This is a genomic window from Tenacibaculum sp. TB-56, assembly GCF_059716275.2.
The window spans coordinates 1,477,477-1,492,295 of sequence record NZ_CM201367.1 but is presented as its reverse complement, the minus strand read 5'-3'; the positions used below and the strand labels follow the sequence as shown (position 1 = coordinate 1,492,295).

At 33.6% G+C, this 14,819-nt stretch carries 13 protein-coding genes and 2 pseudogenes; 6 read left to right on the top strand and 9 right to left on the bottom strand.

Annotated elements, in window-relative coordinates:
* Positions 1 to 3: 3 nt before the first annotated feature.
* Positions 4 to 360 carry a hypothetical protein gene (locus tag AC3VI6_RS07230; protein WP_497705693.1) on the top strand — a complete coding sequence of 119 codons (357 nt, stop codon included), beginning with the start codon at positions 4 to 6 and terminating at the stop codon, positions 358 to 360.
* Here the strand turns inward: AC3VI6_RS07230 and gldA are convergent.
* From gldA to AC3VI6_RS07185, 9 genes and pseudogenes are all read right to left on the bottom strand, one after another.
* Positions 338 to 1,245 (bottom strand): annotated as a pseudogene (gene gldA / locus AC3VI6_RS07225) (gliding motility-associated ABC transporter ATP-binding subunit GldA). The gene AC3VI6_RS07230 and the pseudogene gldA sit on opposite strands and share 23 nt — an antisense overlap.
* A 67-nt stretch (positions 1,246 to 1,312) precedes the next feature.
* Positions 1,313 to 1,804, bottom strand: a complete 492-nt coding sequence (locus AC3VI6_RS07220; protein WP_497705692.1) for a dihydrofolate reductase — start codon at positions 1,802 to 1,804, stop codon at positions 1,313 to 1,315.
* Between the two features lie 18 nt (positions 1,805 to 1,822).
* Positions 1,823 to 2,008: a hypothetical protein gene (locus tag AC3VI6_RS07215; protein ID WP_435254159.1), complete on the bottom strand. Its 186-nt coding sequence runs from the start codon at positions 2,006 to 2,008 to the stop codon at positions 1,823 to 1,825.
* Between the two features lie 64 nt (positions 2,009 to 2,072).
* Entirely contained in the window at positions 2,073 to 2,897 is an 825-nt protein-coding gene (locus tag AC3VI6_RS07210; protein WP_497705691.1) for a thymidylate synthase, read from the bottom strand.
* 183 nt (positions 2,898 to 3,080) lie between these two features.
* Positions 3,081 to 3,440, bottom strand: a complete 360-nt coding sequence (locus AC3VI6_RS07205) for a four helix bundle protein (protein WP_435254157.1) — start codon at positions 3,438 to 3,440, stop codon at positions 3,081 to 3,083.
* A gap of 35 nt (positions 3,441 to 3,475) precedes the next feature.
* A complete protein-coding gene (locus AC3VI6_RS07200) occupies positions 3,476 to 5,221 on the bottom strand; it encodes a NupC/NupG family nucleoside CNT transporter (RefSeq protein ID WP_497705690.1) in 1,746 nt (581 codons plus the stop codon).
* Between the two features lie 15 nt (positions 5,222 to 5,236).
* On the bottom strand, positions 5,237 to 5,854 hold the full coding sequence (locus AC3VI6_RS07195) for a bifunctional nuclease family protein (protein ID WP_497705689.1): 618 nt from the start codon (positions 5,852 to 5,854) through the stop codon (positions 5,237 to 5,239).
* A gap of 147 nt (positions 5,855 to 6,001) precedes the next feature.
* Positions 6,002 to 6,956, bottom strand: a pseudogene (locus tag AC3VI6_RS07190) (electron transfer flavoprotein subunit alpha/FixB family protein).
* Positions 6,957 to 7,082: 126 nt separating this feature from the next.
* Complete coding sequence (locus AC3VI6_RS07185) at positions 7,083 to 7,823, bottom strand: electron transfer flavoprotein subunit beta/FixA family protein (RefSeq protein ID WP_497705688.1); 741 nt, start codon at positions 7,821 to 7,823, stop codon at positions 7,083 to 7,085.
* Between the two features lie 212 nt (positions 7,824 to 8,035).
* On the opposite strand from AC3VI6_RS07185, the gene AC3VI6_RS07180 reads away from it, so the two are divergent.
* The 5 genes from AC3VI6_RS07180 to AC3VI6_RS07160 all read left to right on the top strand — a co-directional run bounded on the left by AC3VI6_RS07180 (position 8,036) and on the right by AC3VI6_RS07160 (position 14,784).
* The gene (locus AC3VI6_RS07180) at positions 8,036 to 9,016 is read left to right on the top strand and encodes a pyruvate dehydrogenase complex E1 component subunit beta (protein WP_497705687.1); all 981 of its coding nucleotides are present in this window, start codon (positions 8,036 to 8,038) and stop codon (positions 9,014 to 9,016) included.
* 75 nt (positions 9,017 to 9,091) lie between these two features.
* Positions 9,092 to 10,477, top strand: coding sequence for a carboxypeptidase-like regulatory domain-containing protein (locus AC3VI6_RS07175; protein ID WP_497705686.1), 1,386 nt, complete (start codon positions 9,092 to 9,094; stop codon positions 10,475 to 10,477).
* The gene (locus AC3VI6_RS07170) at positions 10,437 to 11,597 is read left to right on the top strand and encodes a DUF5686 family C-terminal domain-containing protein (RefSeq protein ID WP_497705685.1); all 1,161 of its coding nucleotides are present in this window, start codon (positions 10,437 to 10,439) and stop codon (positions 11,595 to 11,597) included. Before AC3VI6_RS07175 ends, AC3VI6_RS07170 begins: the two co-directional genes overlap by 41 nt.
* Before the next feature lie 102 nt (positions 11,598 to 11,699).
* Entirely contained in the window at positions 11,700 to 12,227 is a 528-nt protein-coding gene (locus tag AC3VI6_RS07165) for an inorganic diphosphatase (protein WP_274633416.1), read from the top strand.
* A 118-nt stretch (positions 12,228 to 12,345) separates the two neighbouring features.
* Entirely contained in the window at positions 12,346 to 14,784 is a 2,439-nt protein-coding gene (locus AC3VI6_RS07160; protein WP_497705684.1) for a sodium-translocating pyrophosphatase, read from the top strand.
* The last annotated feature ends 35 nt before the right edge of the window (positions 14,785 to 14,819 follow it).

Here is a 14,819-nt window from a genome sequence, read left to right as displayed (position 1 = left end):
TAAATGCTACCTAGCTATCAAAATAGCGCTGATTTACTAAGCAATGTGGCTAACACCAAGTTATATAAAGATCTTATTATTCAACTTAACAAAGATCTTAACCTAACCGGTATTGATATTGATTTTTCTAAAGACAGTAGCCCTTTAGCATTAAAAGAGTCTCTTCAAAAAATTATTAAGGAGTTAATTCTACAAGATTTTAACTCGTACTCAAATCTTTTATATCGTATTGATGTTTCTGAAAAGGAAATACAAAATATAGCATCAAGTGATATTGATAAGTATTCTGAAAATACTACTTTTTTAATTTTAAAAAGGGTTTGGAAAAAAGTGTGGTTTAAACATCAGTTTTCTGGGTAGTTAACTCTCTAAACAAGCTTTCTAAGTTTTTGTTTTCAGTATTTAGTCCTAAAATTTTCAACCCGTTTTCTTGTGCGAAGTCGAAAATTACTGGACGCATATCTTCCGAAGTATCAAAGGCTAAAATCCAGTTGTTTTCTACGGTGTTTTTAAAGGCTTTAATATTTGGTAATCGTTTGATAAACTGTTCTTCTAATTTGTAATCAAACGTTACTCGTATCACTTGTTCCGTATCTGTTTTTAATTCAGATATCGGCTTGTCAATTACTATTTCTCCTTTATTGATAATGATAACGCGATCGCAAACGGCTTCTACCTCTTGCATAATATGAGTAGACAGCAAAACCGTTTTATCTTTACCTAATTCTTTAATCAATTCACGGATTTCAACCAGTTGATTCGGGTCTAACCCAGTAGTAGGTTCGTCTAAAATTAACACTTCAGGATTGTGCAATATAGCAGCTGCTAATCCAACACGTTGACGGTATCCTTTAGATAATTGATTGATTTTTTTATGCGCTTCTACAGATAAACCTACTTGTTCAATTACCTCTGCAACTTTTGTCTTATCAATTTTATGTAAAGATGCCTGAAATTGTAAGTACTCCTTAACATACATATCTAAATACAACGGATTGTGCTCTGGTAAATACCCTATCTTTTTTTGAGCTTCGATAGGGTTTAAAGTAACATCAATCCCACTCACTAAAACACTTCCAGCTGATGGCTGAATAAAACCTGTTAAGATTTTCATCGTAGTTGATTTTCCTGCTCCATTTGGACCAAAAACCCAACAATTTCTCCTTTGTTTGCTTCAAAAGAAATAGTATTTACTGCTTTTTGTGTTCCGTAAGTTTTTGATATTCCTGTAAGTTGTATTGACATACTTTTAGTTAGATTGATAGATTTTTAGATAAAAGATTCAAGGCATATTTACTTTAACCTTATATCCTTAATCTTTTCTCTTTTCGTAAGAAACGAAACTGTAGTCATATTTATTTTTCTCATCTGCTTTAAAATCTTCTCTAGCTACTTCTTTCCAAACAGTTTTGTCTATCTCTGGAAAAAAAGCATCTGCTTCAAATTCGTGATGCACAATAGTAATATCCAAACGATCTACTAAGTCTTGTTCTAAAGCTTGCTTATAAATTTGAGCTCCTCCAAGAATGAAAGCATCATTTCCTTCAGCTAACTCAATTGCCTGCTCAATACTATTGGCTATAAGACATCCATCTTTAAAATAATCGTTATTTCTGGTAATAATGATAGAAGTACGATTAGGCAACGGTTTTCCAATACTTTCAAAAGTATTACGCCCCATTAAAATATGATGACCTGATGTAATTTGTTTAAACCTTTTTAGGTCGGCTGGTAAATGCCAAATTAAGTCGTTATCTTTTCCTAAAGCATTGTTTTTTGCAATGGCAGCAATAAGTGTAATCATAAATCTTAGTTGAAGGGTTTACATACTTTTAACCCATTCTTTTATATATCCTGTAAGATCAATCTTTTCGGTACTCGCTTCTTCAAAAGCCTCATTTTTGATATTATCAACCAAGGTATTAATAGCTTTTAACACATTTTCATCTTGTATATCGGCTATTTTATCGTAGAGAGCATCTTTTAATGTATCAATTTCAGTGGTCATTTTTTATAGATTTTAGCTGGTTTTCTACAAATTTACTAAACAAACTACAAAAAATAAAGTTAAATTATACAGCTACAATTCCTTTGATATGAGGATGTGGGTTATAATCAATCAACTCAAAATCGTCAAAAGTAAAATCTTCTATATTCTTTATTTCTGGATTGATTTTCATCTTCGGAAGTGGTCTTGGATCGCGTGATAACTGCAACTCTAATTGCTCTAAATGATTGTTATAGATATGTGCATCACCAAAAGTATGAATGAACTCTCCAGCTTCATAACCACAAACTTGAGCTACCATCATGGTGAACAACGCATATGATGCAATGTTAAACGGAACTCCTAAAAAGATATCCGCGCTACGTTGATATAATTGACATGAAAGTTTACCATCAGCTACATAAAACTGAAAAAAAGCATGACATGGAGGAAGTGCTGCTTTACCATTCGCCACATTATCTGAAAATGACTTAGAAGTATCTGGCAACACAGATGGATTCCAAGCTGACACCAACATTCTTCGGCTATTCGGATTTGTTTTTAGTGTTTCTATTACTTCTTTTAACTGATCTATTTCATCACTATTCCAATTACGCCATTGATGACCATACACTGGACCTAAATCACCATTTTCATCTGCCCATTCATTCCAAATACGAACTCCATTTTCCTGAAGGTACTTAACATTAGTATCACCTTTTATAAACCATAATAGTTCATAAATAATCGATTTTAAATGTAGCTTCTTGGTCGTTACCATCGGAAAACCTTCACTTAAATCAAATCGCATTTGATAACCAAAAACACTTTTGGTTCCCGTTCCTGTTCTATCTCCTTTTTCGTTTCCGTTGTCTAAAACGTGTTGTACTAAATCTAAATACTGCTTCATCCTTCTCCGTTTAATCGTTAAACTTTCGTATTAAATAATCAAGGTAAAAATAAAAAAGCATCTACACAAAATGTAAATGCTTTTTAAAATTATATTAATAAGTTATTAACTTTTTTGAGTGACTAGGTGAAAGGTTTTAGGTTAAAGGTTGTTGGAAAAGGTAAAGGGTTCTTTGGTTTGGGTTTAAAAGTTTGCTCGGTTGTATTTGATGAGTGATGCTATTCTTTTTTGTAAAACCTGTACTTTTTCTATCACTAAGAAAACTTCATTTTCAGAAACGAAATTTAAATCGGTACAAATAACTAAATGAGACTCTAACTCAAAAGCTGATCCTAAACTAATTTGCAAAAATCTTACAAAATCTTTTTGAGAATCTTTAGCACACCCTTCTGCAATATTTGCAGGAATTGATAACACACATCTGTTAATTTGAGAAATTAATCCAAATTTTTCGGTAGATGGTAAACCGGAAGTAAGTTCGTAAATTTCCTTCACTAACTGTCTGGCATCATTCCAAACATCTAATTTTCTGAAATTCCTCATATACTTTTACCTAACACCTTTTACCCTTCGCCTATTTAACCTATAATCATTCCCGCAATAGTTGCTGACATTAACGAAGCAATAGTACCTCCAATTAATGCTTTCATTCCGAATTCAGATAAGTTTTTACGTTGACCTGGTGCTAAGGAACCAATACCTCCAATTTGAATACCAATTGAAGCAAAGTTTGCGAATCCGCATAACATATACGTTGCCATAATAATAGACTTATTATATGTTAAATGTGTAGCGCTCGCTGCATTTTTTAAATCTGCTAACTGAATATATCCTACAAACTCACTTGCTGCTAACTTAACACCTAATAACTGCCCCATTAACGCCATATCTTCTTTTGCAACACCAATTAACCACATTAATGGCGCAAATACATACCCTAAAATAAACTCTAACGACAATGCTTCATAAGGCGTTGCTCCTGCAATTAACTCGTTTAACGAAATGAATTTCCAGTTAAAATATTCGATTCCATCAAAGCTTCCTGCTGTTCCTAAAATTCCATTAATCATAGCGATAAAAGCAATAAACACTAATAACATCGCTGCAACATTCATCGCCAACTGTAACCCTTCTGTTGTTCCGTTAGCAATAGCATCTAAAATATTTGAACCAATTTTTTCTGATGATACTTGCACATCAGTATTTACTTCTTCCGTTTGTGGATATAATATTTTTGAAATAATAATTGCTCCAGGAGCTGCCATTACTGATGCTGCCAATAAATGTTTCGCATATAATAAACGTAATGCTTCATCATCACCCCCCAAGAAACCAATATATGCAGCTAACACTGCTCCAGCCACAGTTGCCATTCCTCCTATCATTACCAATAAGATTTCAGAACGGTTCATTTTTTCTAAGTACGCTTTTATTAATAAAGGCGCTTCGGTTTGCCCTAAGAAAATATTTCCTGCCACAGATAAACTTTCTGCTCCTGAAATTTTTAATCCTTTAGATAATAACCATGCCAATCCTTTTACTACTTTTTGAATAACTCCTAAGTAAAATAAAAGTGAGGTTAATGCAGAGAAGAAAATAATCGTAGGCAATACTTGAAATGCGAAAATGAACCCGAAAGAATCCATATCTGCTACCAAACCACTGAATAAAAACTCACTTCCTACACGGGTAAAGTCTAAAACACTTACAAATAAACTTCCTATTAATTCAAATGTTTTTTGAACAAATGACACTTTTAAAACCCCAATAGCAATTAACAATTGAAATGCTAATCCTAATCCGACTGTCTTCCAATCTATTCCTCTGCGGTTCGCACTAAATAAAAAAGCAATAATTAATAAGGAAACCATCCCTAATGCTCCTCTCCATAAACTTTGGAAAGAAAAACCTTGACTCGGAATTATTTCACTCACTTTTTGTTCAGCTTCTTCAGCTTCAATAACTGAAGCTGCTACTGGCTCTGTTGTAAACTTATACAACATATTTTTCTCAGAAAGTATTAATTCGTCTTCTGCTAATTCAACCACATTGTAATAGCGAACAGTATCGTTAGGTTGGTTGTAATTAAAAATTAATAAGTTGTTTTGGTGAATATAGTTTCCTGAAGCTTGTAAACTATCTTTATCAACTAATGAGTAGTTGAATTTTCCTTCTGACAGATTAAGAACATCTGCAGAGTTTATCGTAACAATTGAATCTCCTTCAGTTGTTGTGATTGATGAGAAATTCCACTTTTTTTCAATGCTTTGACCAAAAGTTATCATCGTAACGCAAAGCATTATGAAAGTAAATAGTTTCTTCATTTTAAATGATTTTAATTAAGAACGTTTACTGATTTCATCACGGATTCTGGCCGCCAACTCATAATTTTCGTTCGCCACAGCATCGTTAAGTTGTTTGTGCAATTCTTCTAAAGATAAGTGTGAATAGTAATCTTCTTCTTTTTCATCCTCATCAAAAGAAAACTCTATTTCATCTTCTTCATCCGACTCCAAATCTTCTTCAATAGTTAACTCTTCATCCATTTTCAGATAAATACCTGCTTTATCTAAAATATTCTCATACGTATAAATTGGCGCTTCAAAACGAACCGCTAATGCAATAGCATCTGATGTTCGCGTATCTATCACTTCTTCTACCCCTTCTCGCTCGCAAATTAAACTTGAATAAAACACGCCATCAACCAATTTATGAATGATAACTTGTTTAATTACGATAGAAAATCTGTCTGCAAATGTTTTAAATAAATCGTGGGTAAGAGGTCTTGGTGGTCGAATTTCTTTTTCTAAAGCTATGGCAATTGATTGTGCTTCGAAAGCTCCTATGATAATAGGTAGCGTTCTAGTTCCTTCCATCTCACTTAGCACTAAAGCATATGCCCCACTTTGTGTTTGGCTATACGAAATCCCTTTTATAGTTAGTTTAATTAAACTCATGTACAATCAATCATCATAAAATACAAAAAAACTGTCTAAATTTAGGTTTTTTCTTAAAAATTTAGACAGCCTTCTAAAGTGGGCACAATTTACTAAAAATTATGAGTTGTACTCTAATTTCTAGCAAAAGAAAAAATTCCCCCTATTTTATGCTTGTTTAAAAGCTTTTAATTTCTCTACTAATTGAGGCACAACTTCAAAAGCATCACCAACAATACCGTAATCTGCAGCTTTAAAGAAAGGTGCCTCTGGGTCAGTATTGATTACTACTTTTACTTTTGATGCGTTAATACCTGCTAAGTGCTGAATTGCACCAGAAATACCAATGGCAATGTATAGGTTTGAAGCTACTGGCTTACCTGTTTGACCTACGTGTTCGCTATGAGGACGCCATCCTAAATCAGACACTGGTTTAGAACATGCTGTTGCTGCTCCTAAAACCTCTGCTAATTCTTCTACCATTCCCCAGTTTTCAGGTCACTTTTAAACCTCTACCTGCAGAAACAACGATATCAGCATCAGCAATGGTTACTTTTCCTGTAGCTCTACTAATACTTTCAGATTTTACTCCTAATTCAGGTAATGTAGCATCAAAACTTTCAGTTGCCCCACTTACTGCATTTTCATGCGCTCCGTAAGAATTTTTAGCTACACCTACTACTTTTTTCTCTGTTGAAATTTCAGTATTGTTGAATCCTTTGTTAGAAAACGCTTTCCTCTTCACTACAAAAGGACTTGTGCTACTTGGTAACGCTACTGCATTTGAAGCATATCCTGCTTCTAAAGCTACTGCTACTAAAGGCGCTACTGTTAATCCGTCAACGCTAGAATCGATAATTACAGTGTTTGCTCCCTTCTCCTCAGCAACTTGTTTAATAATTGAAGCATATGCTTTAGCATTAAATGACGACAAATCATTCTTTACTTCAACAACTTTCTCTGCTCCGTAAGTATATAATTCAGAAGCATCTCCTCCATTAATAGTTAACACTACTAAATCGCTTCCTAATTGCTCTGCTACTTTTTTTCCGTATGAAACAACTTCAAAAGCTGTTTTTTTGAATTTTCCTTCCGATGAATCGGCAAAAACTAATACAGACATATTTTTTAAATTTTTGGATTTTTAGACGTTAGATTTTTAGATTTCTCACGTCTCTATATTTTTTATCTCTTTTTTAAAACTTTGTCAAATAATTCAATAGTTGAACAACTAACTGTTCAAACCTTATTAAATTACTTTTGCTTCGTTGTGTAATAAATTGATTAAATCATCAACATTATCTACTAACTTCACTGCTCCTTTTGGTGCTGGTTTCTCAAAGTTCTGAGTTGCTGTTGCTGCAGTAGCTCCAGTTGGTTCAACTACACTTAATGGTTTTTTACGAGCCATCATAATTCCACGCATATTAGGAATACGTAAATCTTTTTCTTCTACAATTCCTTTTTGTCCTGCAACCACCATTGGTAACGTTGAAGAAACTTTTTCTTCTCCTCCATCAATTTCTCTACTTAACGTTACGTTTGTTCCCTCTACTTCAACTCCAACACAACCATTAACAAAGTTAAAATCTAATAAAGACGCTAACATAGCAGGTACCATTTGCCCGTTATAATCTGCAGATTCTTTTCCTGCTAATACTAAATCGAAACCTCCATTTTTAACAACTTCAGCTAACTCTTTAGCAACCATAAATCCGTCTGTAGGTTCAGCATTTACACGAATAGCATCATCTGCACCAATCGCCAATGCTTTACGTAATGTTGGCTCTGTAGAAGCTCCTCCTACATTTACAACTGTTACACTTGCTCCTTGTTTTTCTTTAAACCACATAGCACGAGTTAAACTAAACTCATCGTATGGATTTATTACGTATTGAACTCCGTTAGTATCAAACTTTGTGTCATTATCAGTAAAGTTGATTTTTGAAGTAGTATCAGGTACATGACTGATACAAACTAATATTTTCATATATCGTTGTTTTAAAGAAACTTAATTTTGTGCGACGAAGTTAAGCATTTTTTTTAATTTACTATGCGTGCATAATAAATTTTTTACTCAACCTTAATCTGCCTCAAATTTAAGGTATTAATATGACTTAATCATTTGTTGTTTTAAAGCTACAATATTACTCGTATTTTTATTATTTTTGCACTCTTGATAAACAACTACTTATAAAACGTATGAAAACAGTACAATTTAGAGAAGCCGTTTGCGAAGCAATGAGCGAAGAAATGCGTAGAGATGAAAGCATTTATTTGATTGGTGAAGAAGTTGCTGAGTACAACGGAGCATATAAAGCCAGTAAAGGAATGTTAGACGAATTCGGGGCTAAACGTGTAATTGATGCTCCTATTGCCGAATTAGGTTTTGGTGGTATTGCTGTAGGATCGGCAATGAATGGTAACCGTCCTATTGTTGAATATATGACTTTCAATTTCTCATTAGTGGGTATTGATCAAATTATTAACAACGCAGCTAAGATTCGTCAAATGAGTGGTGGGCAATTTAACTGTCCTATCGTTTTCCGTGAACCAACAGCTTCTGCAGGTCAATTAGCAGCAACACACTCACAAGCTTTTGAAAGTTGGTATGCTAACTGTCCTGGATTAAAAGTAATTGTTCCTTCGAACCCTTACGATGCTAAAGGATTATTAAAAGCAGCTATTCGTGATGACGATCCAGTAATTTTTATGGAGTCTGAGCAGATGTATGGTGACAAAATGGAAATCCCAGAAGGAGAATATATCATTCCTATTGGAGTTGCTGATATTAAAAGAGAAGGTACTGACGTAACTGTAGTTTCTTTCGGTAAAATCATTAAAGAAGCGTATAAAGCTGCTGATGAATTAGCTAAAGAAGGAATTTCAATAGAAATTATCGACTTACGTACAGTTCGTCCAATGGATCATAAAACTATTTTAGATTCTGTTAAGAAAACTAATCGATTAGTAATTTTAGAAGAAGCATGGCCTTTCGGAAGTGTATCTTCAGAAATTACTTTTAGAGTACAAGACGAGGCATTTGATTATTTAGATGCTCCTATTAAAAGAATTACAACTGCCGATACACCAGCACCATATTCTCCAGTTTTATTAGAAGAATGGTTACCAAACGCTGATGATGTAATTACCGCTGTTAAAGAAGTAATGTATCGTAAGTAATTAAAATAAAAAGAAATTGAAAACACATAAAATCCTTTTGGCGCTCGTCAAAAGGATTTTGTAGTAAGTACACAAATGAAAAATCTGTTAACACTACTATTACTTCTAACAACCAGCTATTTAAGTGCTCAAATAACACTGCAAGGTAGAATTGTTGATGAATTTAACACTCCCTTACCTTTTGTTAATGTAGTTTTAAAAAACACCACTTTTGGTACAACCACCGATGATGAAGGGAAATTCTATTTAAAAACTCCAAAAAATAGAGGACTCTTAGAAATTTCATTTGTAGGTTTTCAAAAACAAGCAATCAAAGTAAATCAAAAAACAAAATTCTTAAATGTTGTTTTAAGAGAAGAAAGTAATCAATTAGACGAGGTTGTTATTGTTACAAAACCCAAAAAACGCTTAAAAAAGAAAGAAAATCCTGCTTATAAAATCCTAAAAGAAGTCTGGAAACGTAAAAGAAAAAACGGACTGGATTTAGTTGACCACTATCAATACAAAAAGAACACTTCTACAGAAATTGGCCTAAATAACCTAGACACGCTTTTTTTAAAAAAATTATTTAAAGACGAATACAAACAAGCTATTAACCAAGTTCAATACGATAGTGACGGAATTAATTATTACATCCCTATTTATATAAATGAACAGGTTTCTAATATTTATGGCAACAATGTAACTAAAGCTGTAAGAGAAGATATTGAAGCTGAAAAATCAGAAGGATTAAACGCTCAAGGATTTGTTTTTGATAGAATGGCTAACACTTTTCAAAATATTGATGTGTTTCAAAATGACATTACGTTATTACGCAAGTCATTTGTAAGCCCACTATCTACAGATGGTTTTTCTACTTACGATTATGTTTTATACGACAGTATTGTTGACAACAACCGAAAATTATACAATATCTACTTCTTTCCTAGAAGAGATGGTGATTTAGCATTTCAAGGAAATTTATGGATTGCAGACAAGAGCTTTTCTATAAAAAAGCTAAAAATGAAAGTTCATAAAAGTATCAATCTAAACTTTGTAAGAGGATTAACTTTTGAAAAAGAATTCGAAGTTAGAAATGATAGCATTTACATTCCTACTAAAAATGCTTACGAAGGAGATTTTACTTTTATTGATAAAAATGACAGTAATAAAGGTTTAACGATTAAGAAAAACACTACGTTTGAAAATTACATTTTAAACAAACCTCTTTCTGAAAACTTCTACGAAGAAAAAATTGAAAAAATAAGACCTAATCAGTATGAAAAAGAAGACACATACTGGGAATCTGTTCAGAGTGATGAAAGCAAAAAAACGTATGAATTAATTAAAAACATTAAAAAGAAAAAGCAAATAAAAAACATTACGGGGCTTATTAATACGGTCTCTAGTGGATACGTAAACACCAATTTAGGTTTTCAAGTTGGCCCTTTATCGGACCATTTTTGCCAACAACCAAATTGAAGGATTTAGAACCAAATTAGGTTTTAGAACTTTTGTAACCAAAGATGATCGATTTCGTTTAACAGGTCATGTTGCCTACGGTTTTAAAGACAAAAAAGTAAAATATGCTGCCGAGGGTCGTTATTTATTGTCCTACAAGCCTAGAATAGCAGTAGGCGCTGCTTACCAAAAAGATATTGAGCAATTAGGAAGCTCTTTATTAAACACTACCCAACTTTTAGGTAGAAGTTTTGGTACGGCTGCTGTATTTTCTAGAGGCGACAACTACTTTTTATCCAATGTAGAAAAGATTGCTACAAATTTTGATTATCAAATTCAACAAAATTTACACTTTGGAATTAATCTTTCTCATGCAAAAATTTCTTCTGCTGACGAACGATATTTCTCTATGGATTATATTGACGAAAACGGAGATATTCAATCAAAATTAACAGATGTAGCTTCTGATGTTTACCTTACTTATACTCCTGGTAGATTTGTGTATGGTTTAGGAGTAGAAAGACGTTTTGGTAATAATGTTTTCCCTACCTTGGTTTTAAACTACCGTAGAGGATACAAAGATGTTTTCAACGGCACACATAACTATGACAAAATCCAGTTCAAATACAACCAACCTATTTTACTAAGTAAGTTTGGTGTTTTAGACGCTACTTTTGAAGCTGGAAAAACTTTTGGAAATGTGCCAATCGCTTTACTAAGTCCGGTACCTGCCAACCAATCATTTTCTCTAGTTAAAGACACTTTCACCTTACTTAATTATTACGATTTTGTTACTGATGAATATTTAGCAGGACATTTTGAGCATCACTTTAATGGTTATATTTTAAATAGAATTCCATTATTGAAAAAACTAAAACTACGAAGTTTAGTAACTTTTAGAGCCGCTTACGGAACAATTTCAGCAGAAAACAGAGCAATGAACGCTGGAAATGTTAATTACAATGCTCCAAATAAAGTGTACTATGAATATGGTTTTGGACTAGAAAATATAGGATACGGAAACTTACGTTTTCTTAGAGTTGATGCTATTTGGAGAAGTAATTACACACCTCCAGTAGGTTCTACAGTTGCTCCAACCCCGAAGTTCGCTATTCGTATAGGAATTAAACCTGGCTTATAATCATACAATTAACCATAAAATAAACCAGTTTTTTCTTAAAAAAAAGTAATAAATCGTTACTTTTGCAAACCGATTTTAGAAACGAAGAAAAGTTAAGAATATATGACCGCAAAAGAGAGAAAAACAGTTGATGTTTTAATTGAAATTCCAAAAGGAAGTAGAAATAAGTACGAATACGATTTTGATTTAGGAAAAATTCGTTTTGATAGAATGTTATTCTCATCAATGATGTATCCTGGTGATTATGGATTCATTCCTCAAACTTTAGCATTAGATGGAGATCCATTAGACGTATTAGTTTTAGGAGCAGAACCAACTTTCCCAATGTGTGTTATGGAAGTAAAGCCAATTGGTGTTTTCCATATGGCTGATGAAAAAGGTCCAGATGAAAAAATCGTTTGTGTACCTGTATCTGATCCAATCTGGAACAAATACAATGATTTATCTGACTTAAACCCACACCGTCAACAAGAAATTACTCACTTCTTCCAAGTTTACAAAGACTTAGAAAAAAAGAAAGTAGATATCGGAGATTGGGGTAACGCAGATGAAGCTTACGAAATCTTAGATAAATGTTTAGAGCGTTATGAAAATAGCGAGCACAAAACAAATGGAGATTTTACTATTTAACACGTAAAACTTCACTATAAAATTAAAAAAACCTCTCAGTTACAACTGAGAGGTTTTTTGTTTAGTTATTGATTTTGTTATATTTACGAACACTTATAACTAATCAAATAACAATAACATGAAACAAAACATGATGTACGTGCCTATTATTTTGGCACTTTTAGGACTCATTTTTATGTATACAAAAATGGTCTGGGTTAGAAAGCAAGACGCAGGGAATGATAAAATGAAAGCTATTTCTAAAAGTATTAAAGAAGGAGCCCTTGCTTTTTTAACTGCTGAATATCGATTGTTATTAATCTTCGTAATTATAGCTTCACTAGCGCTATTCGGTATTTCACAATTAGTAGAAACCACAAGTATAATGATTGTTCCTGCCTTTATCATAGGAGCAATTTTCTCTGCCTTAGCTGGTAACATAGGAATGCGAATTGCAACTGATGCAAATGCAAGAACAGCAGAAGCTGCCAAAACTAGTTTACCACAAGCTTTAAAAGTGTCTTTTGGAGGAGGAACCGTAATGGGTCTTGGAGTTGCTGGTTTAGCTGTACTAGGATTAAGTTTATTCTTCCTTATTTTTATTGGTCAATTTATTACTGAAGGAGGAAATTTTTACAATGAAATGACCGTTGTTTTAGAAGCCTTAGCTGGATTTTCTCTAGGAGCTGAATCAATTGCTCTGTTTGCTCGTGTAGGTGGTGGTATTTACACCAAGGCTGCCGACGTAGGAGCTGATTTGGTTGGAAAAGTAGAAGCAGGAATTCCTGAAGACGATCCACGTAACCCTGCTACTATTGCCGACAATGTAGGTGATAATGTAGGTGACGTTGCAGGTATGGGAGCCGATTTATTCGGTTCATATGTAGCAACCGTTTTAGCTGCCATGGTTTTAGGAAACTATGTAATTAGAGACATGTCAATAACCTCACAGTTCACTGATGACTTTAACGGAATGGGGCCTATTTTACTTCCTTTAGTTATTGCTGGAGTTGGTATCGTAGCTTCTATTATTGGAACTTTTTTAGTCGGAATTAAAGATAACTCTGCAAAAGAAGCTCAAGTTCAAAAAGCATTAGATACTGGTAACTGGACAGCTATTATATTAACTTTAGCAGCAAGTTTCTTTTTAATTAAATGGATGTTACCTGAAACCATGCACATGAATTTCTTTGGTGAAGGCATTCAAGAAGTTTCTTCTATAAATGTATTCTGGGCTGCTTGTATCGGTTTAGCAGTTGGAGCCTTAATTTCTATGGTAACTTCTTATTACACTAGCTTAGGTAAAAAACCTGTATTAGATATCGTTCAAAACAGCGCTACTGGCGCAGGAACCAACATCATTGCTGGTTTAGCAGTAGGAATGAAATCTACTTTTCTATCAGTTTTATTATTTGCAGCTGCAATTTATGGTTCGTATTATTTCGCTGGCTTTTACGGTGTAGCACTAGCTGCATCTGCAATGATGGCTACTACCGCAATGCAATTAGCTATTGATGCTTTCGGGCCTATTGCTGACAATGCTGGTGGAGTTGCTGAAATGAGTGAGTTAGAAGATCACGTTCGTGAACGTACTGATATATTAGATTCTGTTGGAAATACAACTGCTGCGGTTGGTAAAGGATTTGCCATTGCTTCCGCTGCTTTAACTGCTTTAGCTTTATTTGCTGCTTATGTAACCTTCACAGGAATTGACGGAATTAACATTTTTAAAGCAGATGTGTTAGCAATGTTATTTGTTGGAGGAATGATTCCTGTAATATTTTCTGCATTAGCAATGCAATCAGTGGGAAAAGCAGCTATGGAAATGGTACATGAAGTTCGTCGTCAGTTTAGAGAGATTCCAGGAATTATGGAAGGAACTGGCACTCCTGAATATGCAAAATGTGTAGATATTTCAACAAAAGCAGCCTTAAAAGAAATGATTTTACCTGGGTTAATAACTATCATCACCCCTATTATTATAGGCTTAGTTTTCGGAGCAGAACCTTTAGGTGGTTATATGGCTGGTGTATGTGTATCAGGTGTAATGTGGGCTATTTTCCAAAACAACGCAGGTGGTGCTTGGGACAATGCTAAAAAATCATTTGAAGCTGGTGTTGAAATTAACGGAGAGATGACCTACAAAGGTTCAGATGCACATAAAGCTGCTGTTACAGGAGATACGGTTGGAGATCCTTTCAAAGATACTTCAGGTCCATCAATGAATATTTTAATTAAACTTACATGTTTAGTTGGTTTAGTTATTGCTCCAATATTAGGCGGGCACGCTTCTTCTGAAACACATGAAAAGACAGAAGAAATTAAAGTATGGATTGACGAGAATGGTGAAAAACATAAAATAAAACTTTCTACTGATACTGATTTTACTACAGAGAACAAGTTAGAAAACATCGTTAAAGTAAATATTGAAAAAAATGATGATGGTACTGCTAAAGCTACCATCACTACTACAATTATTAAAAATGGTGAAGAAACAACTGAAGAAAAAATTTTTGAAGGAACTTTAGAAGAAGTTAAAAAGAAAATTAAAGAGTACGAAAACTCAAAAAAAGAGTAAACTTCAACCTATATAAAACCCAAACCCGATAGCAG